Raw genomic sequence first — 16668 nt, forward strand, 5'->3', positions numbered from 1 at the left:
GTTGATGGATCGGCCGCATCAAACCACCCATTTTGGCTTCAGGGATGTCCCCCTGGGCGAAAAGCAGACGCTGGTGAACGACGTGTTTCACAGCGTGGCGTCGCGCTATGACTTGATGAACGATCTGATGTCTGCGGGCCTGCACCGGGTCTGGAAAGACATTATGATCACGACGCTCGATCCGCCGAGGAGCGACAAACCGTTCGCGCTGCTCGATGTCGCCGGTGGCACCGGCGACATCGCGTTCCGTGCGGCAAAGGCCGCCGGTGCAGGCTTCCGCGCCACCGTCTGCGACATCAACACCGACATGCTCGAGGTCGGTCGCAATCGCGCCGCTGCGCGGCATCTCGACGACAAGGTTTCGTTCGTGGAGGGCAATGCCGAAGCGCTGAGCTTCGCGGATCGTTCGTTCGATGCCTACACGATCGCCTTCGGCATCCGCAACGTGCCGCGCATCGAGCTCGCGTTGCGCGAATCCTATCGCGTGCTGAGGCCCGGCAGCCGCTTCCTGTGCCTGGAATTTTCGACGGTCGACGTTCCCGGCCTCGATCGCCTCTATGATCTCTTCTCTTTCAAGGTGATCCCGCCGCTCGGGCGCGCCGTCACCGGCGACGCCGAATCCTACCAATATCTCGTCGAGTCGATCCGCAAATTCCCGCGGCCGAGCGCATTCGCCGAGATGATCAGCGCCGCCGGTTTCGCGCGCGTCAAATGGCAGAGTCTCTCCGGGGGCATCGTCGCGCTGCATTCGGGCTGGCGTTTGTGATCTCCGCACTGACCCACATCGCGCGCCTCGCCCGCGCAGGTATTGTGTTTGCCCGCGAGGGCGTGTTCGGCGTCGTCGATCCCTCTCTGGTGCCGCCGCCCGGTCAGCTTGCTCTGAAGCTGGCGCGGCTGATCGAACGGCCCGGCGCCAGGTCCAGCCGGCGGCTATCCCGCGCGCTGACGCGCCTCGGCCCCGCCTACCTCAAGCTCGGACAATTTCTTGCAACCCGACCCGACGTCGTAGGGGTGATGGTGGCGCGCGATCTGGAAAGCTTGCAGGACCGGCTGCCCCCGTTTTCGCAAGCCGAGGCCGAGGCGGTGATTGCGCAATCGCTGGAACGGCCGTTGCCGGAGATCTTTGCGAGTCTGGGGCCGGCGGTCGCCGCGGCCTCGATCGCGCAGGTGCATCGCGGCGAGGTCGAGCGCGACGGCGTGCGTCACCAGGTTGCGGTGAAGGTGCTCCGGCCCAACGTCGCGGCGCGCTTTCGCCGCGATCTGAGCGACTTCTTCTTTGTCGCGCGCAATGCGGAGGCGCATTCCGCCGAGGCCCGGCGGCTGCGACTCGTCGAGGTCATCAACACGATGTCGCGCTCGGTCGCGATCGAGATGGATTTGCGGCTCGAAGCCGCTGCGCTCTCCGAGATGGCGGAGAACACGCAGGACGACCCGGACTTCCGCGTGCCGGCGGTCGACTGGGACCGCACCGCCCACAATGTGCTGACGATGGAATGGGTCGACGGCATCGCGCTGAACGACCATGCTCGGCTCTCGCAAGCGAAGGTCGACCTGCCCGATCTCGGTCGCAAGGTGATCCAGAGTTTTCTACGCCACGCGCTGCGCGACGGCTTCTTCCACGCCGACATGCATCCCGGCAACCTGTTCCTCGACGAGGCTGGCCGGCTGGTGGCGGTGGATTTCGGCATTATGGGCCGGCTCGGCCTGAAGGAGCGGCGCTTCCTCGCCGAAATCCTGCTGGGCTTCATCACGCGCGATTACCGCAGGGTCGCCGAGGTGCATTTCGAGGCGGGCTATGTGCCGGGCCATCACTCGGTGGAGAATTTCGCGCAGGCCATCCGCGCCATCGGCGAACCGATCCACAACCGCACCGCCGAAGAAATCTCGATGGCGAAGCTGTTGACCCTGCTGCTCGAAGTCACCGGCCTGTTCGACATGCAGACCCGGCCCGAGTTGATCCTGCTGCAGAAGACCATGGTGGTGGTCGAAGGCGTCGCGCGCGGCTTCGATCCCAAGCTCGATATCTGGAAGATCGCCGACCCGGTTGTGCGCGAATGGATCGCGCACAACCTCGGCCCGGTCGGTCGCATCCAGGGCGCGATGGCCGGCGCCGGCGAACTCAGCCGGGTGCTCGCCGGGCTGCCGGCAATCGCCTCACGCGCCGTTGCCGTGCTTGATAATCTGGAGAAAATGAGCCGGGAGGGCATCACGCTATCGCCGGAGACCATCGCCGCGATGGGCCGCACCGAAGGTCGCAAGAACCGCTGGCGCACCGTGGCACTCTGGATCATCGCGGCGACCTTTATCGGGATTTTGGTCGCCATCCGGCAATTGTGATTACAATGATGGCAGATCATGCTAGCATTGATGGCATATGCCGGAGGCGCCCATGGCCAGCCTGACCATCCGAAAGCTCGACGACGCCATCAAGTCCTATCTGCGGCTCCGCTCGGCCAAGAACGGGCGCTCAGTCGAGGAAGAGGTCCGGGTGATCCTGCGGGAGTATTGTGAGGGCAGGCCGGTGCCTGCCGCCACTGCATCGGCCCCGTTACTCGCGCCGGCTGACCGGCCTGCCGCGCAGCCCATAGATGTTGGCAAACAGGCAAGCGTCACCCTGATCATCGGAGGCGGCATTGCTGCCTACAAGGCGCTGGACCTGATCCGGCGGCTAAAGGAGCGGCACATCGACGTCCGCTGCGTGCTCACCAAGGCGGCCCAGCAATTCGTCACGCCGCTCGCAGCCAGCGCGCTGTCGCACGAACGCGTCTACACGGATCTGTTCGACCCCGTCAGCGAATTCGACGCCGGGCACATTCGTCTGGCGCGTGAATGCGATCTGATCGTGGTGGCGCCGGCGACCGCCGACCTGATGGCGAAGATGGCGCAAGGCCATGCCGACGATCTCGCCAGCGCTATCCTCCTCGCCGCCGACAAGCAGATCCTGCTCGCACCGGCGATGAACCCGCTGATGTGGAACAATCCGGCCACCCGCCGCAACGTGCTGCAGCTCCGGCGCGACGGCATCCATATGATCGGGCCCGCTGCCGGCGAAATGGCGGAAGCCGGTGAAGCCGGCATCGGGCGGATGTCCGAGGCGATTGAAATCGCGGCCGCCGCCGTCGATATCCTGCGTCCGCCACGCCCGCGTCCGCTTGCCGGGAAGCGCGTGCTCATCACGGCGGGGCCAACGCATGAGCCAATCGATCCTGTGCGCTACATCGCCAACCGCTCGTCCGGCAAGCAGGGCTATGCCATCGCCGCCGCAGCCCAGACCGCGGGCGCCGACGTCACGCTGGTTACCGGCCCGGTTGATCTGCGCGATCCCGCGGGTGTCACAGTGATCCGGGTGGAATCGGCGCGCGATATGCTGCATCGGGTTGAAGCCGCGTTACCGGCCGATATCGCGATCTTCGCAGCGGCCGTTGCCGACTGGCGCGTCGCCAGTGAAGGCGCGCAGAAGCTGAAAAAGACCGCCGCCGGCATGCCGCCTCTGCAGCTCGTCGAAAACCCCGACATTCTGGCCACGATCTCGAAGCTGAAAGACAAACGCCCGCCGTTGGTGATCGGCTTTGCCGCCGAGACCGAGCACCTGATCGACAATGCCAAGGCCAAGTTGGCGCGCAAGGGCTGCGACTGGATCATCGCGAACGACGTCTCGCCGGCCACCGGCGTGATGGGCGGGGATCGCAATGCGGTTCATCTGCTGTCGCGCGACGGCAACGACGTCAATGTCGATTCCTGGCCTGTCATGACCAAGGAAGAAGTTGCGACCGAGCTGGTGTCGCGGATCGCAAAGGTCGTGGGGACCAGCTCGTGAGCGCCGAGATCAAGGTCGAAGTCCGCAAGCTGCCGCATGGCGAAGGCCTTGCATTGCCGGCATACCAGACCACTGATGCAGCCGGCCTCGACCTGCTGGCGGCGGTGCCGGCGGAGGCGCCGCTGATCCTGCCACCCGGGAAATACGCGATGGTGCCGACCGGGCTCACGATCGCGCTGCCTGCCGGCTTCGAGGCGCAGGTCCGCCCACGCTCCGGCCTTGCCGCCAAGCACGGCGTCACCGTGCTGAACGCGCCCGGCACGATCGACGCCGACTATCGCGGCGAAATCAACGTGCTCTTGATCAATCATGGCGATACACCGTTCCCGATCCAGCGCGGCGAGCGCATCGCGCAAATGGTGATCGCGCCCATCACCCGGGCGGAACTGGTTCCGGTCATCTCGCTCTCTGCGACCGAACGCGGTAGCGGCGGCTTCGGCTCGACCGGGCGCTGACGAAAACCGCACCAACACGAGCAGTTCGAATAAAATTCGCGCGATCAGGTGCTCGCGCGCCCGCATTTTTTCACAGCCGATTCCGCGTTCACGGTCTGGACTCTTACTCGCCGACTCCCGTTGGGACTATTCTCTTTTGATTCGAGCCCGGCGGGGGGTCTTCGCCGGACTCCATTGTCTTGCTTGGGCATGATTGCGCCGGAAAGCCGGTATCCTTTTGGCGGGGGCCGCCGGTCCGGATCATGCTCGGGAGTTGTGCGTTCTGGGGCAAACCATGTCGGGCGTAGTCGCGGCGATGCGTCGAACCCTGCTGTCATGCACCTCACTGGCGCGCGACGGCATGATCGGGCTTGCCATCGCGGCACTGCTGCCGGCCGCTCCGGCGTTCGCTTCCGATCTGACCCTGTCCCGGGTGATCTCCGTTCTGTTCGGTTTCAATCACGAGGAGGTCGCGGCTCTGGCGACGTCACTGGCGCTCGTCGGCTTTTCGGTCGTCGCCGCGATCCTGTTGATGCGCACCCGCGTGCGCGCAACCGGAAACGAGGCGCGGCTGCGCTCCGAGATATCGGACCTCCAGGCGCAATCCGACCGCCTGCGCGCGCTGCTTTTCGCCGAGCCGCAGGTCTTGATCTCCTGGGCCGCCGGCGACGACCGGCCGCAGATCAGCGGAGACATCTCGCTCGTGATGTCGCAGGAGAGCTCCCCGCAGCGCATCCTCGCCTTCGGAACCTGGCTGCCGCCCGAGCCGGCGCTGCAGATGGATCACGCGGTCGACGCGTTGCGCGAAAAGGGCGAGGCCTTCCTGCTCAATCTCTCGACGTCGGCGGGCCGCGCCATCGAGGCGATGGGGCGCGCGATCGGCGGCCGAGCCATCGTGCGGATTCGCGAGCTCAGCGGGCTACGCCGCGAGCTCGCCGAAGCCAACCTGCGCCACAAGGCGCTGATGGAGGAGACCGAGCTGCTTCGCGACTTCGCGGCGGCCGCGCCATGGCCGATCTGGGCCAAGAGCGCTCAAGGCAATCTGCGCTATGCCAACGCGGCCTATGTCCACGCGACCGAGGGCGCAAGCGTTGCTGATGCGCTCCATCGTAACCTCGAACTGCTCGAAAGCGACCAGCGCACCGAACTGATCCGCTCGCTGAACGACAATGCGAGCTATGCCGCCCGCCTGCCGATCGTGGTCAGCGGCGAGCGGCGGATTTACGACGTGCAGGCGCTCAGGCTTAGCGGCGGCAGCGCCGGCATCGCGATCGACGCCAGCGAGGCAGCGGCGCTGCGTGCGGCAATGACGCGGATGGTCGAAGCCCACCGGCGCACCCTCGACCAATTGTCCTCGGGCGTCGCGGTTTTCGACGCCGACCGCCGCCTTGCCTTTTACAATGAATCCTACCGGCGGCTGTGGGGTCTCGACCAGTCCTTCCTCGACAGCAACCCGGATGATTCCAGTATTCTCGACCGCCTGCGCGCCAACCGCAAGCTGCCGGAGCAGCCGGATTTCCGCGCCTGGAAGGCCAAGCTGCACGAGGCCTATCGCGCGGTCGAATCCGAGACCTATACCTGGTTCCTGCCGGACGGCCGAGCGGTCAGCGTCGTCACCACGCCAAACCTCGAAGGCGGCGTCACCTATCTGTTCGACAACGTCACCGAGAGCCTCGACCTCGCGCGCCGGTTCGACGGCCTGACGCGGGTACAGCGCGAAACCCTCGACAACCTCGGCGAGGCAGTCGCGGTGTTCGGCAGCAACGGCCGCGCCCGCCTGTCCAATCCGGCCTTCGCGAAGCTATGGAAGCTTCCACCCGACGCGCTGCACGAGGAGCCGCATATCGAGACCGTGGAGGCGATGTGCAAACCGCTCTACGATGACGCATTGACGTGGCGAACCCTGCGCGAATCCATCACCGCAATCGAGAACCGCGCCCAGGTCGCGCTCAAGCTGGAGCGCAAGGATGGCAGCGTGCTCGACTGCATGACCATTCCACTGCCGGACGGCGCGACGCTCCTGACCTTCCAGGACATCACCGACACCGAGAATGTCGAGCGCGCCCTGCGCGAGCGTAACGAGGCGCTCGAGGCCGCAGACCAGATAAAGGTGGACTTCGTCCACCACGTTTCCTACGAGCTGCGTGCACCGCTCACCACCATCATCGGCTTCGCGCACTTCCTCAGCGATCCCTCGACCGGCCCGCTGACGCCGAAGCAGGCCGAATATCTCGACTACGTCACCAAATCGACCAACGCGCTGCTCGCGCTGACCAACAACATCCTGGATCTCGCCACCATCGATGCCGGTGCGATGAAGCTCGAGCTTGGCCCGGTCAATATCGGCAAGGCGATCGAGGCCGCCGCCGAAGGCATCCAGGACCGGCTCGCCACCGATCGCATCGCACTCAAGGTCAATATCGAACCTGACATCGGCGGCTTCATCGGTGACGAGCGGCGCGTCGTGCAGGTGCTCTACAACCTGCTTGCCAATGCGGTCGGCTTCTCGCCGCACGATGCCACCGTCACGATCAGCGCGCGCCGGAACGCGCACAGTGTGGTGTTCGCGGTCACCGACTCCGGCCCCGGCATTCCGCCTGAAATGCGCGACAAGGTCTTCAACTGGTTCGAGAGTCACTCCCATGGCTCCCGGCACCGCGGCGCCGGACTAGGCCTGTCGCTGGTGCGCTCCTTTGTCGAATTGCATGGCGGCCGGGTGCGTGTCGATTCGACCGTCGGCAAGGGCACGACCGTGACCTGCGATTTCCCGACCGACCAGACCGCACATCGCAACGCCGCCGAATGATTGCGATCACCACATTCTCTGTGGCGCTCGCGAACGAAGCCGCGACAGCGGAGCTAATGGCTGATCTCGCGCTGCTGATCGGCGCCGGCGACGTGATCACGCTGTCCGGCGATCTCGGCGCCGGCAAGACCGCCGCCGCGCGTGCGCTGATCCGTCATCTTGCCGACGATGAGACGCTGGAAGTGCCAAGCCCGACATTTACGCTCGCGCAAAGCTACGAGCTGCCGCCGTTTCCGCTGGTTCACGCCGACCTCTACCGCATCAACGATGCGAGCGAGCTCGATGAGATCGAGCTGTCGCCGTTGCCCGAGGGAATCGTGGCGCTGATCGAGTGGCCGGAGCGCGCGCCCGACGCGCTGCCCGAGGACCGCATCGACATCGCCTTCAGCCATCGTCCTGCGCTGGGATCGACAGCGCGTGCGGCGGAGATTACCGGTCACGGGAAGGCCGCGGCAAAAGTCACACGGCTGAAGCTGCTGCGCCAGTTCCTGGATAACGCCGGCTATATCGGCGCCAAGCGGCTGCGCATGCCGGGGGACGCCTCGACGCGTTCCTATGCGAGGTTGCGCACCGACGACGGCACCGCCATCCTGATGAACGCGCCGCGGCGGCCGGATGGTCCGGCGATCTACGACGGCAAATCCTACAGCGCTGCGGTGCATCTCGCCGAGGATGCCAGGCCGTTCGTCGCGATCGGAAATGGCCTGCGCGAGCACGGGTTTTCCGCGCCCGCGATCCGGCACACCGATCTCGAGGCCGGCTTCCTCATCACCGAGGATTTCGGCAGCGCCGGCGTGATCGAAGGCGATCCACCGCAGCCGATCGCCGAGCGCTATGAGGTTGCGATCGACATGCTGGCGGCGCTGCATCGCGAGGCGCTGCCGACCGCGCTGCCGCTGACGCCCGAGACAAGCTACGAGATGCCGGTGTTCGACATCGACGCCTGGCTGATCGAGATCGGGCTGATGCTCGAATGGTATTTGCCCGATCGCGGCGTCCAGCCGAGCGACCAGCTCCGCACCGAATTCTTCGCAATGTGGCGGACGCTTCTGGAGAAGCCGGCTGCGGCGACGCCGACCTGGGTGTTGCGCGACTTCCATTCGCCCAACATCATATGGCTCGCCGAGCGCACCGGAATCCAGCGCGTCGGCATCATCGATTTCCAGGATGCGCTGCTGGGCCCCGCGACCTACGACCTCGTGTCGCTGTTGCAGGATGCGCGGATCGACGTGCCCGAACAGCTCGAACTGTCGCTCCTGACCCGCTACATCAAGGCGCGGCGCATGACCGACGACGGCTTCGATCCGGCCAATCTCGCCGAGCTCTACGCCATCATGTCGGCGCAGCGCAACACAAGGCTGCTCGGGACCTTCGCCCGGCTGAACCGGCGCGACGGCAAGCCGCAATACCTGAAACACCAGCCGCGGATCTGGACCTACCTCAATCGGTCGCTGGCCCACCCGGCGCTCGCGGAGTTCCGCCACTGGTATGCAGCCAACGTCCCGACTCCGGACCCGTAGGTTTTTACCGGTTGTTAGCCCTCGACCGCCTACGCTGACGGAGGCCGTGCTCCGTCTACTGGAGCGGCCGGATCCGGAGCAGGACCACGGGATGGCGGCGGAGCGGCGCAAGGGCGATCGGGTGACATTCGAGCGCGGTATCGCGGCTCATATGATGGGCATCGATGGCACCTGGCGCCGCGATTGCGTCATGGAAGACGTGTCCGAGACCGGTGCCAAGCTCACCGTCGACGGATCGGTCGAGGGGCTGCACCTGAAAGAGTTTTTCCTTCTGCTGTCGTCTACAGGACTGGCCTACCGGCGGTGCGAGCTGGCCTGGGTCAATGGCGATCAGATCGGCGTCAATTTCCTGAGACCGGGCGACAAGAAAAAGAAAATGGCCAAGCGCGGCTCTCAGGCCGCGGACGCCTAAGGCGCGATTCCGAAAAGTGGAGACCGGTTTTCCGACAAGATCACGTTCAAACCAAGAGGTTCTTGCGCCATAGTCGTCTTACGGCCGTCATGTCCGATGACTATGGCGTCTGACTTATGTGCCTGCCGAATCGCCGTGATATGATTGCGGGTGCAGGAAGATAATGACTGAGACCGTCCGGAAGATGCCAGTTACCCCCCACAAAGCCATGGTGCTCGCCGCCGGCCTCGGCGTGCGCATGCGACCCTTGACCAACACAATGCCGAAGCCGCTGGTGAGCGTCGCGGGCCAACCGCTGCTCGACCACGTGCTCGACAAGCTTGCCTGTGTCGGCGTCGACGAAGCTGTCGTCAACGTGCACTATCTGCCGGACCAGATCATCGAGCATGTCAAGACCCGCGGCCGCCCGCGCGTGATCATCTCCGACGAGCGCGACCAGGTGCTGGGGACAGGCGGCGCGATCGTCAAGGCATTACCACTGCTCGGCGATGCACCCTTCTTCCATCTCAACGCCGACACGATGTGGATCGACGGCGTGCGGTCCAATCTTGCGCGGCTCGCCGAGATCTTCGACCCCGCATGCATGGACATCCTTCTGTTGATGGCGCCGACCACCAGCAGCATTGGCTATGGCGGCCGCGGCGATTACGCGATGCTGCCCGACGGCGCGCTGCGCAAGCGGCGGGAGCACCAGGTGGTCCCCTTCGTCTATGCAGGCGCGGCGATCATGTCGCCGGCGCTGTTTGCCGACGCGCCCACCGGCGAATTCTCGCTGACCAAGATGTTCGACCGCGCCAACGACCAGGAGCGGCTGTTCGGCCTCCGTCTCGACGGCGTCTGGATGCATGTCGGAACCCCGGAGGCGGTCCAGGCCGCGGAAGAGGCGTTTTTGGAGAGCGTGGCGTAGAACAATCCGCCGCCGCCCGAGCGGGGCATGACAGTGGGGAACGGGGATGACCGTCCTACCGGCCATGACCAACCGGCTGCCGCTCCCTATATTGGCGCCTGATTCCGAATCAGGCAGCCCATGCGCGTTTTCAGCGTTCCTATCTCCGCGCCCTTCTTGCGCACCGTCATCTCGGCGTTGGTCGAAGGCCGGCTGGTCGAGGGATTCGAGGCGCGCGGCGATCCGGCGAAGCTTGCCAGGGCCACGCTTTATCTGCCGACCCGGCGCGCCGGGCGGCTGGCGCGCGAAATCTTCCTCGACGTGCTGGAAGCCGATGCCGCCGTGCTGCCGCGCATTGTCGCGCTGGGCGACATCGATGAGGACGAACTCGCCTTCGCCGACCAGTCAGACGAAGTCGGCGGCGCGGCGCTGCTCGATATTCCTCCGAAGCTCGGCGAACTCGAACGACGCCTGACGCTCGCGCATCTGGTCGCGGCCTGGGCCAAGACGCCGGTATCGTCTCCGCTTGTGGTTGGAGGCCCGGCCTCGACGCTGCAACTCGCCGGCGACCTCGCGCGGCTGATGGACGACATGGTCACGCGTGGCGTCGATTGGCGCGCGCTCGACAGGCTCGTACCTGACCAACTCGACAAATACTGGCAACATTCGCTGGAATTCCTGCGCATCGCGCGCGATGCGTGGCCGAACTATCTGAAGGAAATCGGCAAGATCGAGCCGGCGGCACGGCGCGATCTCCTGATCGAGGCGGAAGCCGCACGGCTCGGCAAGCATCACGCCGGACCGGTGATCGCAGCCGGTTCGACCGGCTCGATGCCCGCTACCGCAAGATTCCTGCACGCAGTGGCGAAACTTCAAAACGGCGCCGTGGTGCTGCCGGGGCTCGACACCGATCTCGACGAGGAATCCTGGGACACGATCGGCGGCGAGCGCGATGCGCAAGGCAAATTCACGATGCCGCCCTCGTCGAACCATCCGCAATTTGCGATGCACACCCTGCTCGACCGCTTCGGCATCAAGCGGCGCGATGTCGAGATCCTGGCAGCAGCCGCGCCGCGCGGCCGCGACGTTCTGGTGTCGGAAACGATGCGGCCATCGACAGCGACAGCGCAATGGCACGACCGGCTGGAGCGGCCGGAGATCGTCGAACGCATTGCCGCCGGCATGACCAATCTCGCCGTGATCGAGGCGCCCAATCCGGAGATGGAAGCGCTCGCAATTGCAGTGGCGATGCGCGAGGCACGGCATCTCGGCAAATCGGCGGCGCTGGTGACCCCGGACCGCGCGCTGGCGCGGCGGGTGATGGCGTCACTGATGCGCTGGAATCTCGAGTTCGACGATTCCGGCGGTGACGCGCTGATGGAGACGCCGGCCGGCGTGTTTGCCCGCCTCACCGCGGAGGCGGCTGCGAAGGGGCTGGAGCCGCCGACATTGCTGGCGCTGCTCAAGCATCCGCTATTCCGGCTCGGCGGCGCGCAAGGCGCGCTCAAGCGCGCCATCGAAGTGCTTGAGATCGCCCTGCTGCGCGGCACACGGCCGCAGGCCGGCAGCGGCGGCCTCGCACGCGATTTCGAACGCTTCCGTGCCGAGCTCGCAAAGCTCCACCACGGCGAAACCTCGTCGCTGCACGCGCAGGAGCAGCGCGCGCGCCTGCGGGACAAGGATCTCAACCAAGCGCAGGCGCTGATCGCGAGGCTGCAGGCGGCGCTGGCGCCGCTGGAAGGCGTCGCGGCATCGAAGCCGCATGATTTCGCCGAGTTGGCGTCGCGGCATCGCGACGCGCTGATTGCGTTGTCGTGCGACCAGCAGGGCATCTCCGTCGCGTTCGAGGAGCGTGCGGGCGAGGCGCTGGCATCGGCCTTTGACGAGCTGCTCGCCAGGCAGCAGCCCAGCGGGCTGATGACGTCGCTTGCCGACTATCCCGACGTATTTCAGACGGCGTTCGCCGACCGCATGGTGCGACGGCCGGAATCCTCGCGCACGCAACTCAATATCTTCGGCCAGCTCGAAGCCCGTCTCACCGAATCCGATCGCGTCATCCTGGGCGGGCTGGTCGAAGGCGTGTGGCCGCCGGCGCCACGGGTCGATCCCTGGCTGAGCCGGCCGATGCGGCACGAGCTCGGCCTCGACCTCCCCGAACGTCGAATCGGCCTCTCCGCACACGACTTCGCGCAACTGCTCGGCCATGATGAGGTGATCCTCACCCATGCGGCCAAGGTCGGCGGCGCGCCGGCGGTCGCCTCGCGCTTCCTGCATCGGCTGGAAGCGGTCGCTGGCGACACGCGCTGGAGAATCGCGAAATCGGCCGGCGACATCTATGTGCAATATGCCGCCGAGCTCGACCGGCCCGACAAGGTCGAGCCAATCCCGCAGCCCGAGCCGCGGCCGCCGCGCGGGACACGGCCGCTGCGGATGTCGGTCACCGCGATCGAGGACTGGCTGCGCGATCCCTACACGATCTATGCCCGCTACATCCTGAGGCTCGATCCGCTCGATCCCGTCGACATGCCGCTGTCGGCCGCCGATCGCGGCTCGGCGATCCACGAAGCGCTTGGCGAGTTCACGCAAGTCTATGCCGATATGTTGCCCGACGACATCAGGCGTGCGCTGCGCGAGATCGGCGGCAAGCATTTTGCGCCCCTGATGGAGCGGCCCGAGGCCCGCGCGCTGTGGTGGCCGCGCTTCCAGCGCATCGCGGCGTGGTTTGCCGAATGGGAAACTGCGCGGCGCGACCAGATTGACATGATCAAGGCCGAGATCCGTGGCGAGATCGCCATTCCCCTCGATAACGAGCGCACTTTCATCCTCTCGGCCCGCGCCGATCGCATCGAGCGGCGGCACGACGGCAGCTTCGCGATTCTCGATTACAAGACCGGGCAGCCGCCGACCGGAAAACAGGTGCGCATGGGCCTGTCACCGCAGCTCACGCTGGAGGCCGCGATCCTGCGCGAGGGAGGCTTTCCCGGCATCGGGGCCGACTCCCCGGTCGGCGAGCTCGCCTATGTCAGGCTCAGCGGCAACAATCCGCCGGGCGAGCAGCGCTCGCTGGAGCTGAAGATCCGCCCCAATGACACCCCGCAGCCGCCGGACGAGGCGGCCGACGGCGCGCTGCGCAAACTGGCGGCGCTGATCCGCGCCTTCGAGGATGAGCGGCAGGCCTACACCTCGCTGAACCTGTCGATGTGGGCGAACCGCTATGGCACCTATGACGACCTTGCCCGCATCAAGGAATGGTCCGCGGCCGGCGGCCTGGGGATCGAGGAATGGTGAAAGCACCCCGCCCCGTCCCGTCAGCGGTGCGCGACGCGCAAGCCCGCGCATCCGATCCCAAGGCGTCCACCTTCGTGTCAGCCAATGCCGGCTCGGGCAAGACGCACGTTCTTGTCCAACGCGTTATCCGCCTGCTGCTCGACGGCGTGCCGCCGGAAAAGATCCTCTGCATCACCTTCACCAAGGCCGCTGCCGCCAACATGGCCGAGCGCGTGTTCACGACCCTCGGTCATTGGGTCACGCTCGACGATACCGCGCTCGATGCCGCGATCCGCGAGGTCGGCATCGCCCATCCCGACGCAAGGCTCCGGCGCGATGCACGCAAGCTTTTCGCCTGCGCGCTGGAGACGCCGGGCGGGCTCAAGGTGCAGACCATCCACGCGCTGTGCACGCGTCTGCTGCAGCAGTTTCCGTTCGAGGCCAACGTGCCGGCGCGCTTCGCCGTACTCGATGAGCGCGAGCAGAACGAGATGATGGAGCGCGCCAATCTCGCCGTATTCCTGGAAGCCTCGCGCAATCCCGACAGCGCTATCGGCCGCGCGCTGATGACGGCGATGGCGAGCGCCGCTGACGTCACCTTCAAGGACGTGGTCCGCGAGGCATGCCTGAGCCGCGATCACTTCATGGCCTGGACCGATACCGCGGGCGGCGCGGCGTCCGCCGCCGCGCAGGTGTCGGCCGCGCTCGGCGTTTCCCCCAACGATCGCATCGAGGATGCCGAACGCGATATCGTGGACGGTCCCTGTCTGCCGCGATCGAGTTGGCGGGAGATGGCCTCGGTCCTCGACACCGGCAGCAAGGCGGATCAGAAGCAAGCCGCGCGGTTGCGCGGTGCGCTAAATTTCACCGGCGCCGCTCAAGTCGACGAATACCTCGGAGTGTTTCTCACCGATGATCGCACCCCTCGAGCTTCGGTCGTAACGAATGGCTTCGTGAAGCATAACGCAGCCGCCGGTCGGAGATTCGAGTCAGAGATTGATCGTCTGGGTCCCCTGATCGAACGGCGTCGCGCGGTGATGGTACGCGACCGCACCGAGGCGCTGATCCATATCGCAACCGCTGCCGCCGCCAGCTATCGCCGCGAAAAGCTTGAACGCGGTCTGCTCGACTATGACGATCTCATCGACAAGACGCTGGCGATGCTCGACCGCGTCTCCTCCGGCTGGGTGCATTACAAGCTCGACCGCGGTGTCGACCACGTGCTGATCGACGAGGCACAGGATACGAGCCCGCGGCAGTGGGACATCGTGGCGCACATCATCTCGGAATTCACTTCCGGCGCTGGTGCGCGCGACGGCCTGGTGCGCACGGTCTTTGCCGTGGGCGACGAGAAGCAGTCTATCTTCTCGTTCCAGGGGGCCGCGCCGCGCGAATTCGACCTGCGCCGCCGCGAGCTGAAGAGGCGGTTCGAGGCTGCCGGGCTGAAGTTCGATCCGGTTTCCTTCACCTATTCGTTCCGCTCAGGCCCTGCAATCCTGCATTCGGTCGACCAAGTGTTCCGCGAGCAGGAGATCTTCCGGAGCATTCATGCCGTCGAGAACGGATATCCGATCCACAACGCCATGGCGGATGCGGGCCCAAGCCTGATCGAGCTCTGGGACCTGGCGCAGGCCGACGACAGGCAGGATATCGAGGGGTGGCGCGCGCCGTTTGACGGCGTGTCGGTGACAAGCCCGGAAGTGAAGCTCGCAAAGCGGATCCAGGCCGAGATCAAGCGCCTCGTCGAGAGCGGCGTCACGACTGGCAGCGCTGGCGCGCGCCGACCGCTGCGCTATGGCGACATGCTGATCCTGGTGCGGCGGCGCGGCAACGCGTTCGATGCCGTGATCCAGGCGCTGAAGCACGCCAATATTCCGGTCGCCGGCGCCGACCGGCTGAAGCTCACCGAGCACATCGCGATCATCGACCTGATGAACCTTGCGGACGCATTGCTGCTGCCGCAGGACGATCTCGCGCTGGCGGTCGCTCTGAAGAGCCCGCTGTTCGGCCTGACCGACGACGATCTGTTCAGGCTCGCGTGGCAGCGGCGTGGGTCGCTGCGCGAGTCGCTCGCCGCGCATGCGCCGGCCGATGAGCGCTTGAGCGCCGTGCTCAGCCGTCTCGAACAATGCGAGCGCCGCTTTCCCCATGAAACGCCGTTTGCATTTTATGCCTGGCTGCTCGGCGGCGACAGCGGACGGGCGCGAATCCTGCGGCGGCTCGGGCATGAGGCCAATGACGCGCTCGACGAATTTCTCGAGCTCGCACTGAACTATGAGCGCAAGGCGCCAGCCTCGCTGCAGGGCTTTGTAGCCTGGCTGCGCGCTGCCGACACCGAGGTTAAGCGCGACATGGAGATCTCGCGTGACGAGGTCCGCGTCATGACCGTACACGGCGCCAAGGGACTGGAATCCTCGGTCGTGTTCCTGGTTGATACCACGACCTCGCCGTCGGATACGCAACGGCTGCGGCTGATTCACCTGCCGCAGGGCAACGCCGCGCCGCAAGCGGCCGGCGTCGTCGTGTGGGCGGGCAAGAAGGCGGATGATCCGCCCGGCGTCGCCGAAGCGCGCAAGGCGATGCTCGCCGACACCGAGGACGAATATCGCCGCCTGCTCTATGTCGCGATGACGCGCGCCGCCGATCGACTGATCGTCGGCGGCTGCAAGCCCGGCAACACGACCACGGTGCGCAAATCCTCCTGGTACGACCTGATCACGAAAGGCCTCGCCAATTCAGAGCTGCGGCTCGAGGAACTGGAGACGCCAGCGGGCAAGGTGAAACGCTATTCGCGGGTGGAGGATGGCGCGGCGGTCACAGGCGCCGCGGCTCCGACCCTGACATCGTCGATCGCATTGCCGGCATGGTTGCGCACGCCGGCCGCGCCCGAGACGGCGGGAGGGGGGCTGCTGCGTCCATCCGATCCCGCCGGTGACGACGGCCATCACGTGCGAACCGGCGAATCCGTCACGTTGCGTGCCCGCGCCCTGCAACGCGGTACGCTGGTGCATCGCCTGTTGCAGTCGCTGCCCGATGTCGCCGCGGAACGGCGGCGCGCCGCCGCGCTCTTCTATCTCGCCCGCAATGCCGATGGCTGGAGCGAAGAGGAACGCGCGGCGCTTGCCGGACAGGTGCTCGACCTGATCGTGGACCCGCGCTTTGCGGCGGTGTTTGCGCCCGGCAGCCGCGCGGAGGTCTCGATCGTCGGCCGGCTGGAGCGGCCGGGCGAGCCCATGGCGCTCATCTCGGGCCAGATCGACCGGCTGGTGGTGACACCGAAGGAGGTTCTGATCGTCGATTTCAAGACCAACCACGCCCCACCCGAGACGGCCGCCGCGGCGCCGAGGGGCTACGTCAGGCAGCTTTCGCTATACCGGGCGGTGCTCTCGAAGCTTTATCCCCAACTCCCGGTCCGGGCGGCGCTGTTATGGACCGAAACGCCTGAAATGATGGAGATTTCGGCCCCCGCGCTGGACGCCGGGCTGGCATAAGACGATGCCGGGACGGCCAAGCTTGACCCGGCAAC

General features: G+C 66.0%; 10 protein-coding genes. All 10 read left to right on the forward strand.

The window, feature by feature from the left end:
- The first annotated feature begins 4 nt into the window (after nucleotides 1–4).
- The 10 genes from ubiE (at nucleotide 5) to addA (ending at nucleotide 16633) form a co-directional block, all read left to right on the forward strand.
- Nucleotides 5–766: a bifunctional demethylmenaquinone methyltransferase/2-methoxy-6-polyprenyl-1,4-benzoquinol methylase UbiE gene (gene ubiE, locus JQ553_RS03955; protein ID WP_212498551.1), complete on the forward strand. Its 762-nt coding sequence runs from the start codon at nucleotides 5–7 to the stop codon at nucleotides 764–766.
- The gene (gene ubiB, locus JQ553_RS03960) at nucleotides 763–2337 is read left to right on the forward strand and encodes a 2-polyprenylphenol 6-hydroxylase (protein WP_212498806.1); all 1575 of its coding nucleotides are present in this window, start codon (nucleotides 763–765) and stop codon (nucleotides 2335–2337) included. Before ubiE ends, ubiB begins: the two co-directional genes overlap by 4 nt.
- 52 nt (nucleotides 2338–2389) lie before the next feature.
- On the forward strand, nucleotides 2390–3817 hold the full coding sequence (coaBC, locus tag JQ553_RS03965) for a bifunctional phosphopantothenoylcysteine decarboxylase/phosphopantothenate--cysteine ligase CoaBC (RefSeq protein WP_212498552.1): 1428 nt from the start codon (nucleotides 2390–2392) through the stop codon (nucleotides 3815–3817).
- Nucleotides 3814–4272, forward strand: coding sequence for a dUTP diphosphatase (gene dut, locus JQ553_RS03970; RefSeq protein ID WP_212498553.1), 459 nt, complete (start codon nucleotides 3814–3816; stop codon nucleotides 4270–4272). The genes coaBC and dut overlap by 4 nt, the downstream gene beginning before the upstream one ends.
- Before the next feature lie 274 nt (nucleotides 4273–4546).
- A complete protein-coding gene (locus JQ553_RS03975; protein ID WP_212498554.1) occupies nucleotides 4547–7057 on the forward strand; it encodes a PAS domain-containing sensor histidine kinase in 2511 nt (836 codons plus the stop codon).
- Nucleotides 7054–8577: a tRNA (adenosine(37)-N6)-threonylcarbamoyltransferase complex ATPase subunit type 1 TsaE gene (gene tsaE / locus JQ553_RS03980; protein ID WP_212498555.1), complete on the forward strand. Its 1524-nt coding sequence runs from the start codon at nucleotides 7054–7056 to the stop codon at nucleotides 8575–8577. Before JQ553_RS03975 ends, tsaE begins: the two co-directional genes overlap by 4 nt.
- Nucleotides 8578–8668: 91 nt before the next feature.
- Nucleotides 8669–8989 (forward strand): PilZ domain-containing protein, encoded by a 321-nt coding sequence (locus JQ553_RS03985; protein ID WP_212498556.1) that lies wholly within the window; start codon nucleotides 8669–8671, stop codon nucleotides 8987–8989.
- A gap of 184 nt (nucleotides 8990–9173) precedes the next feature.
- Entirely contained in the window at nucleotides 9174–9896 is a 723-nt protein-coding gene (locus JQ553_RS03990; protein ID WP_212498807.1) for a nucleotidyltransferase family protein, read from the forward strand.
- 120 nt (nucleotides 9897–10016) lie between these two features.
- On the forward strand, nucleotides 10017–13163 hold the full coding sequence (gene addB, locus JQ553_RS03995; RefSeq protein ID WP_212498557.1) for a double-strand break repair protein AddB: 3147 nt from the start codon (nucleotides 10017–10019) through the stop codon (nucleotides 13161–13163).
- On the forward strand, nucleotides 13157–16633 hold the full coding sequence (addA, locus tag JQ553_RS04000) for a double-strand break repair helicase AddA (RefSeq protein WP_212498558.1): 3477 nt from the start codon (nucleotides 13157–13159) through the stop codon (nucleotides 16631–16633). The genes addB and addA overlap by 7 nt, the downstream gene beginning before the upstream one ends.
- Nucleotides 16634–16668: the final 35 nt, after the last annotated feature.

The sequence above is a fragment of the Bradyrhizobium lablabi genome, assembly GCF_018131005.1.
GTDB classification, from domain to species: Bacteria; Pseudomonadota; Alphaproteobacteria; order Rhizobiales; family Xanthobacteraceae; genus Bradyrhizobium; species Bradyrhizobium lablabi_D.

Excerpts from the sequence above, each read along its gene's own strand:
- ubiE (WP_212498551.1), top strand. The coding sequence starts at position 5 with ATGGATCGGCCGCATCAAACCACCCATTTTGGCTTCAGGGATGTCCCC.
- tsaE (WP_212498555.1), top strand. The coding sequence starts at position 7,054 with ATGATTGCGATCACCACATTCTCTGTGGCGCTCGCGAACGAAGCCGCG.
- JQ553_RS03990 (WP_212498807.1), top strand. The coding sequence starts at position 9,174 with ATGCCAGTTACCCCCCACAAAGCCATGGTGCTCGCCGCCGGCCTCGGC.
- coaBC (WP_212498552.1), top strand. The coding sequence starts at position 2,390 with ATGGCCAGCCTGACCATCCGAAAGCTCGACGACGCCATCAAGTCCTAT.
- addB (WP_212498557.1), top strand. The coding sequence starts at position 10,017 with ATGCGCGTTTTCAGCGTTCCTATCTCCGCGCCCTTCTTGCGCACCGTC.
- JQ553_RS03985 (WP_212498556.1), top strand. The coding sequence starts at position 8,669 with ATGGCGGCGGAGCGGCGCAAGGGCGATCGGGTGACATTCGAGCGCGGT.
- JQ553_RS03975 (WP_212498554.1), top strand. The coding sequence starts at position 4,547 with ATGTCGGGCGTAGTCGCGGCGATGCGTCGAACCCTGCTGTCATGCACC.
- addA (WP_212498558.1), top strand. The coding sequence starts at position 13,157 with ATGGTGAAAGCACCCCGCCCCGTCCCGTCAGCGGTGCGCGACGCGCAA.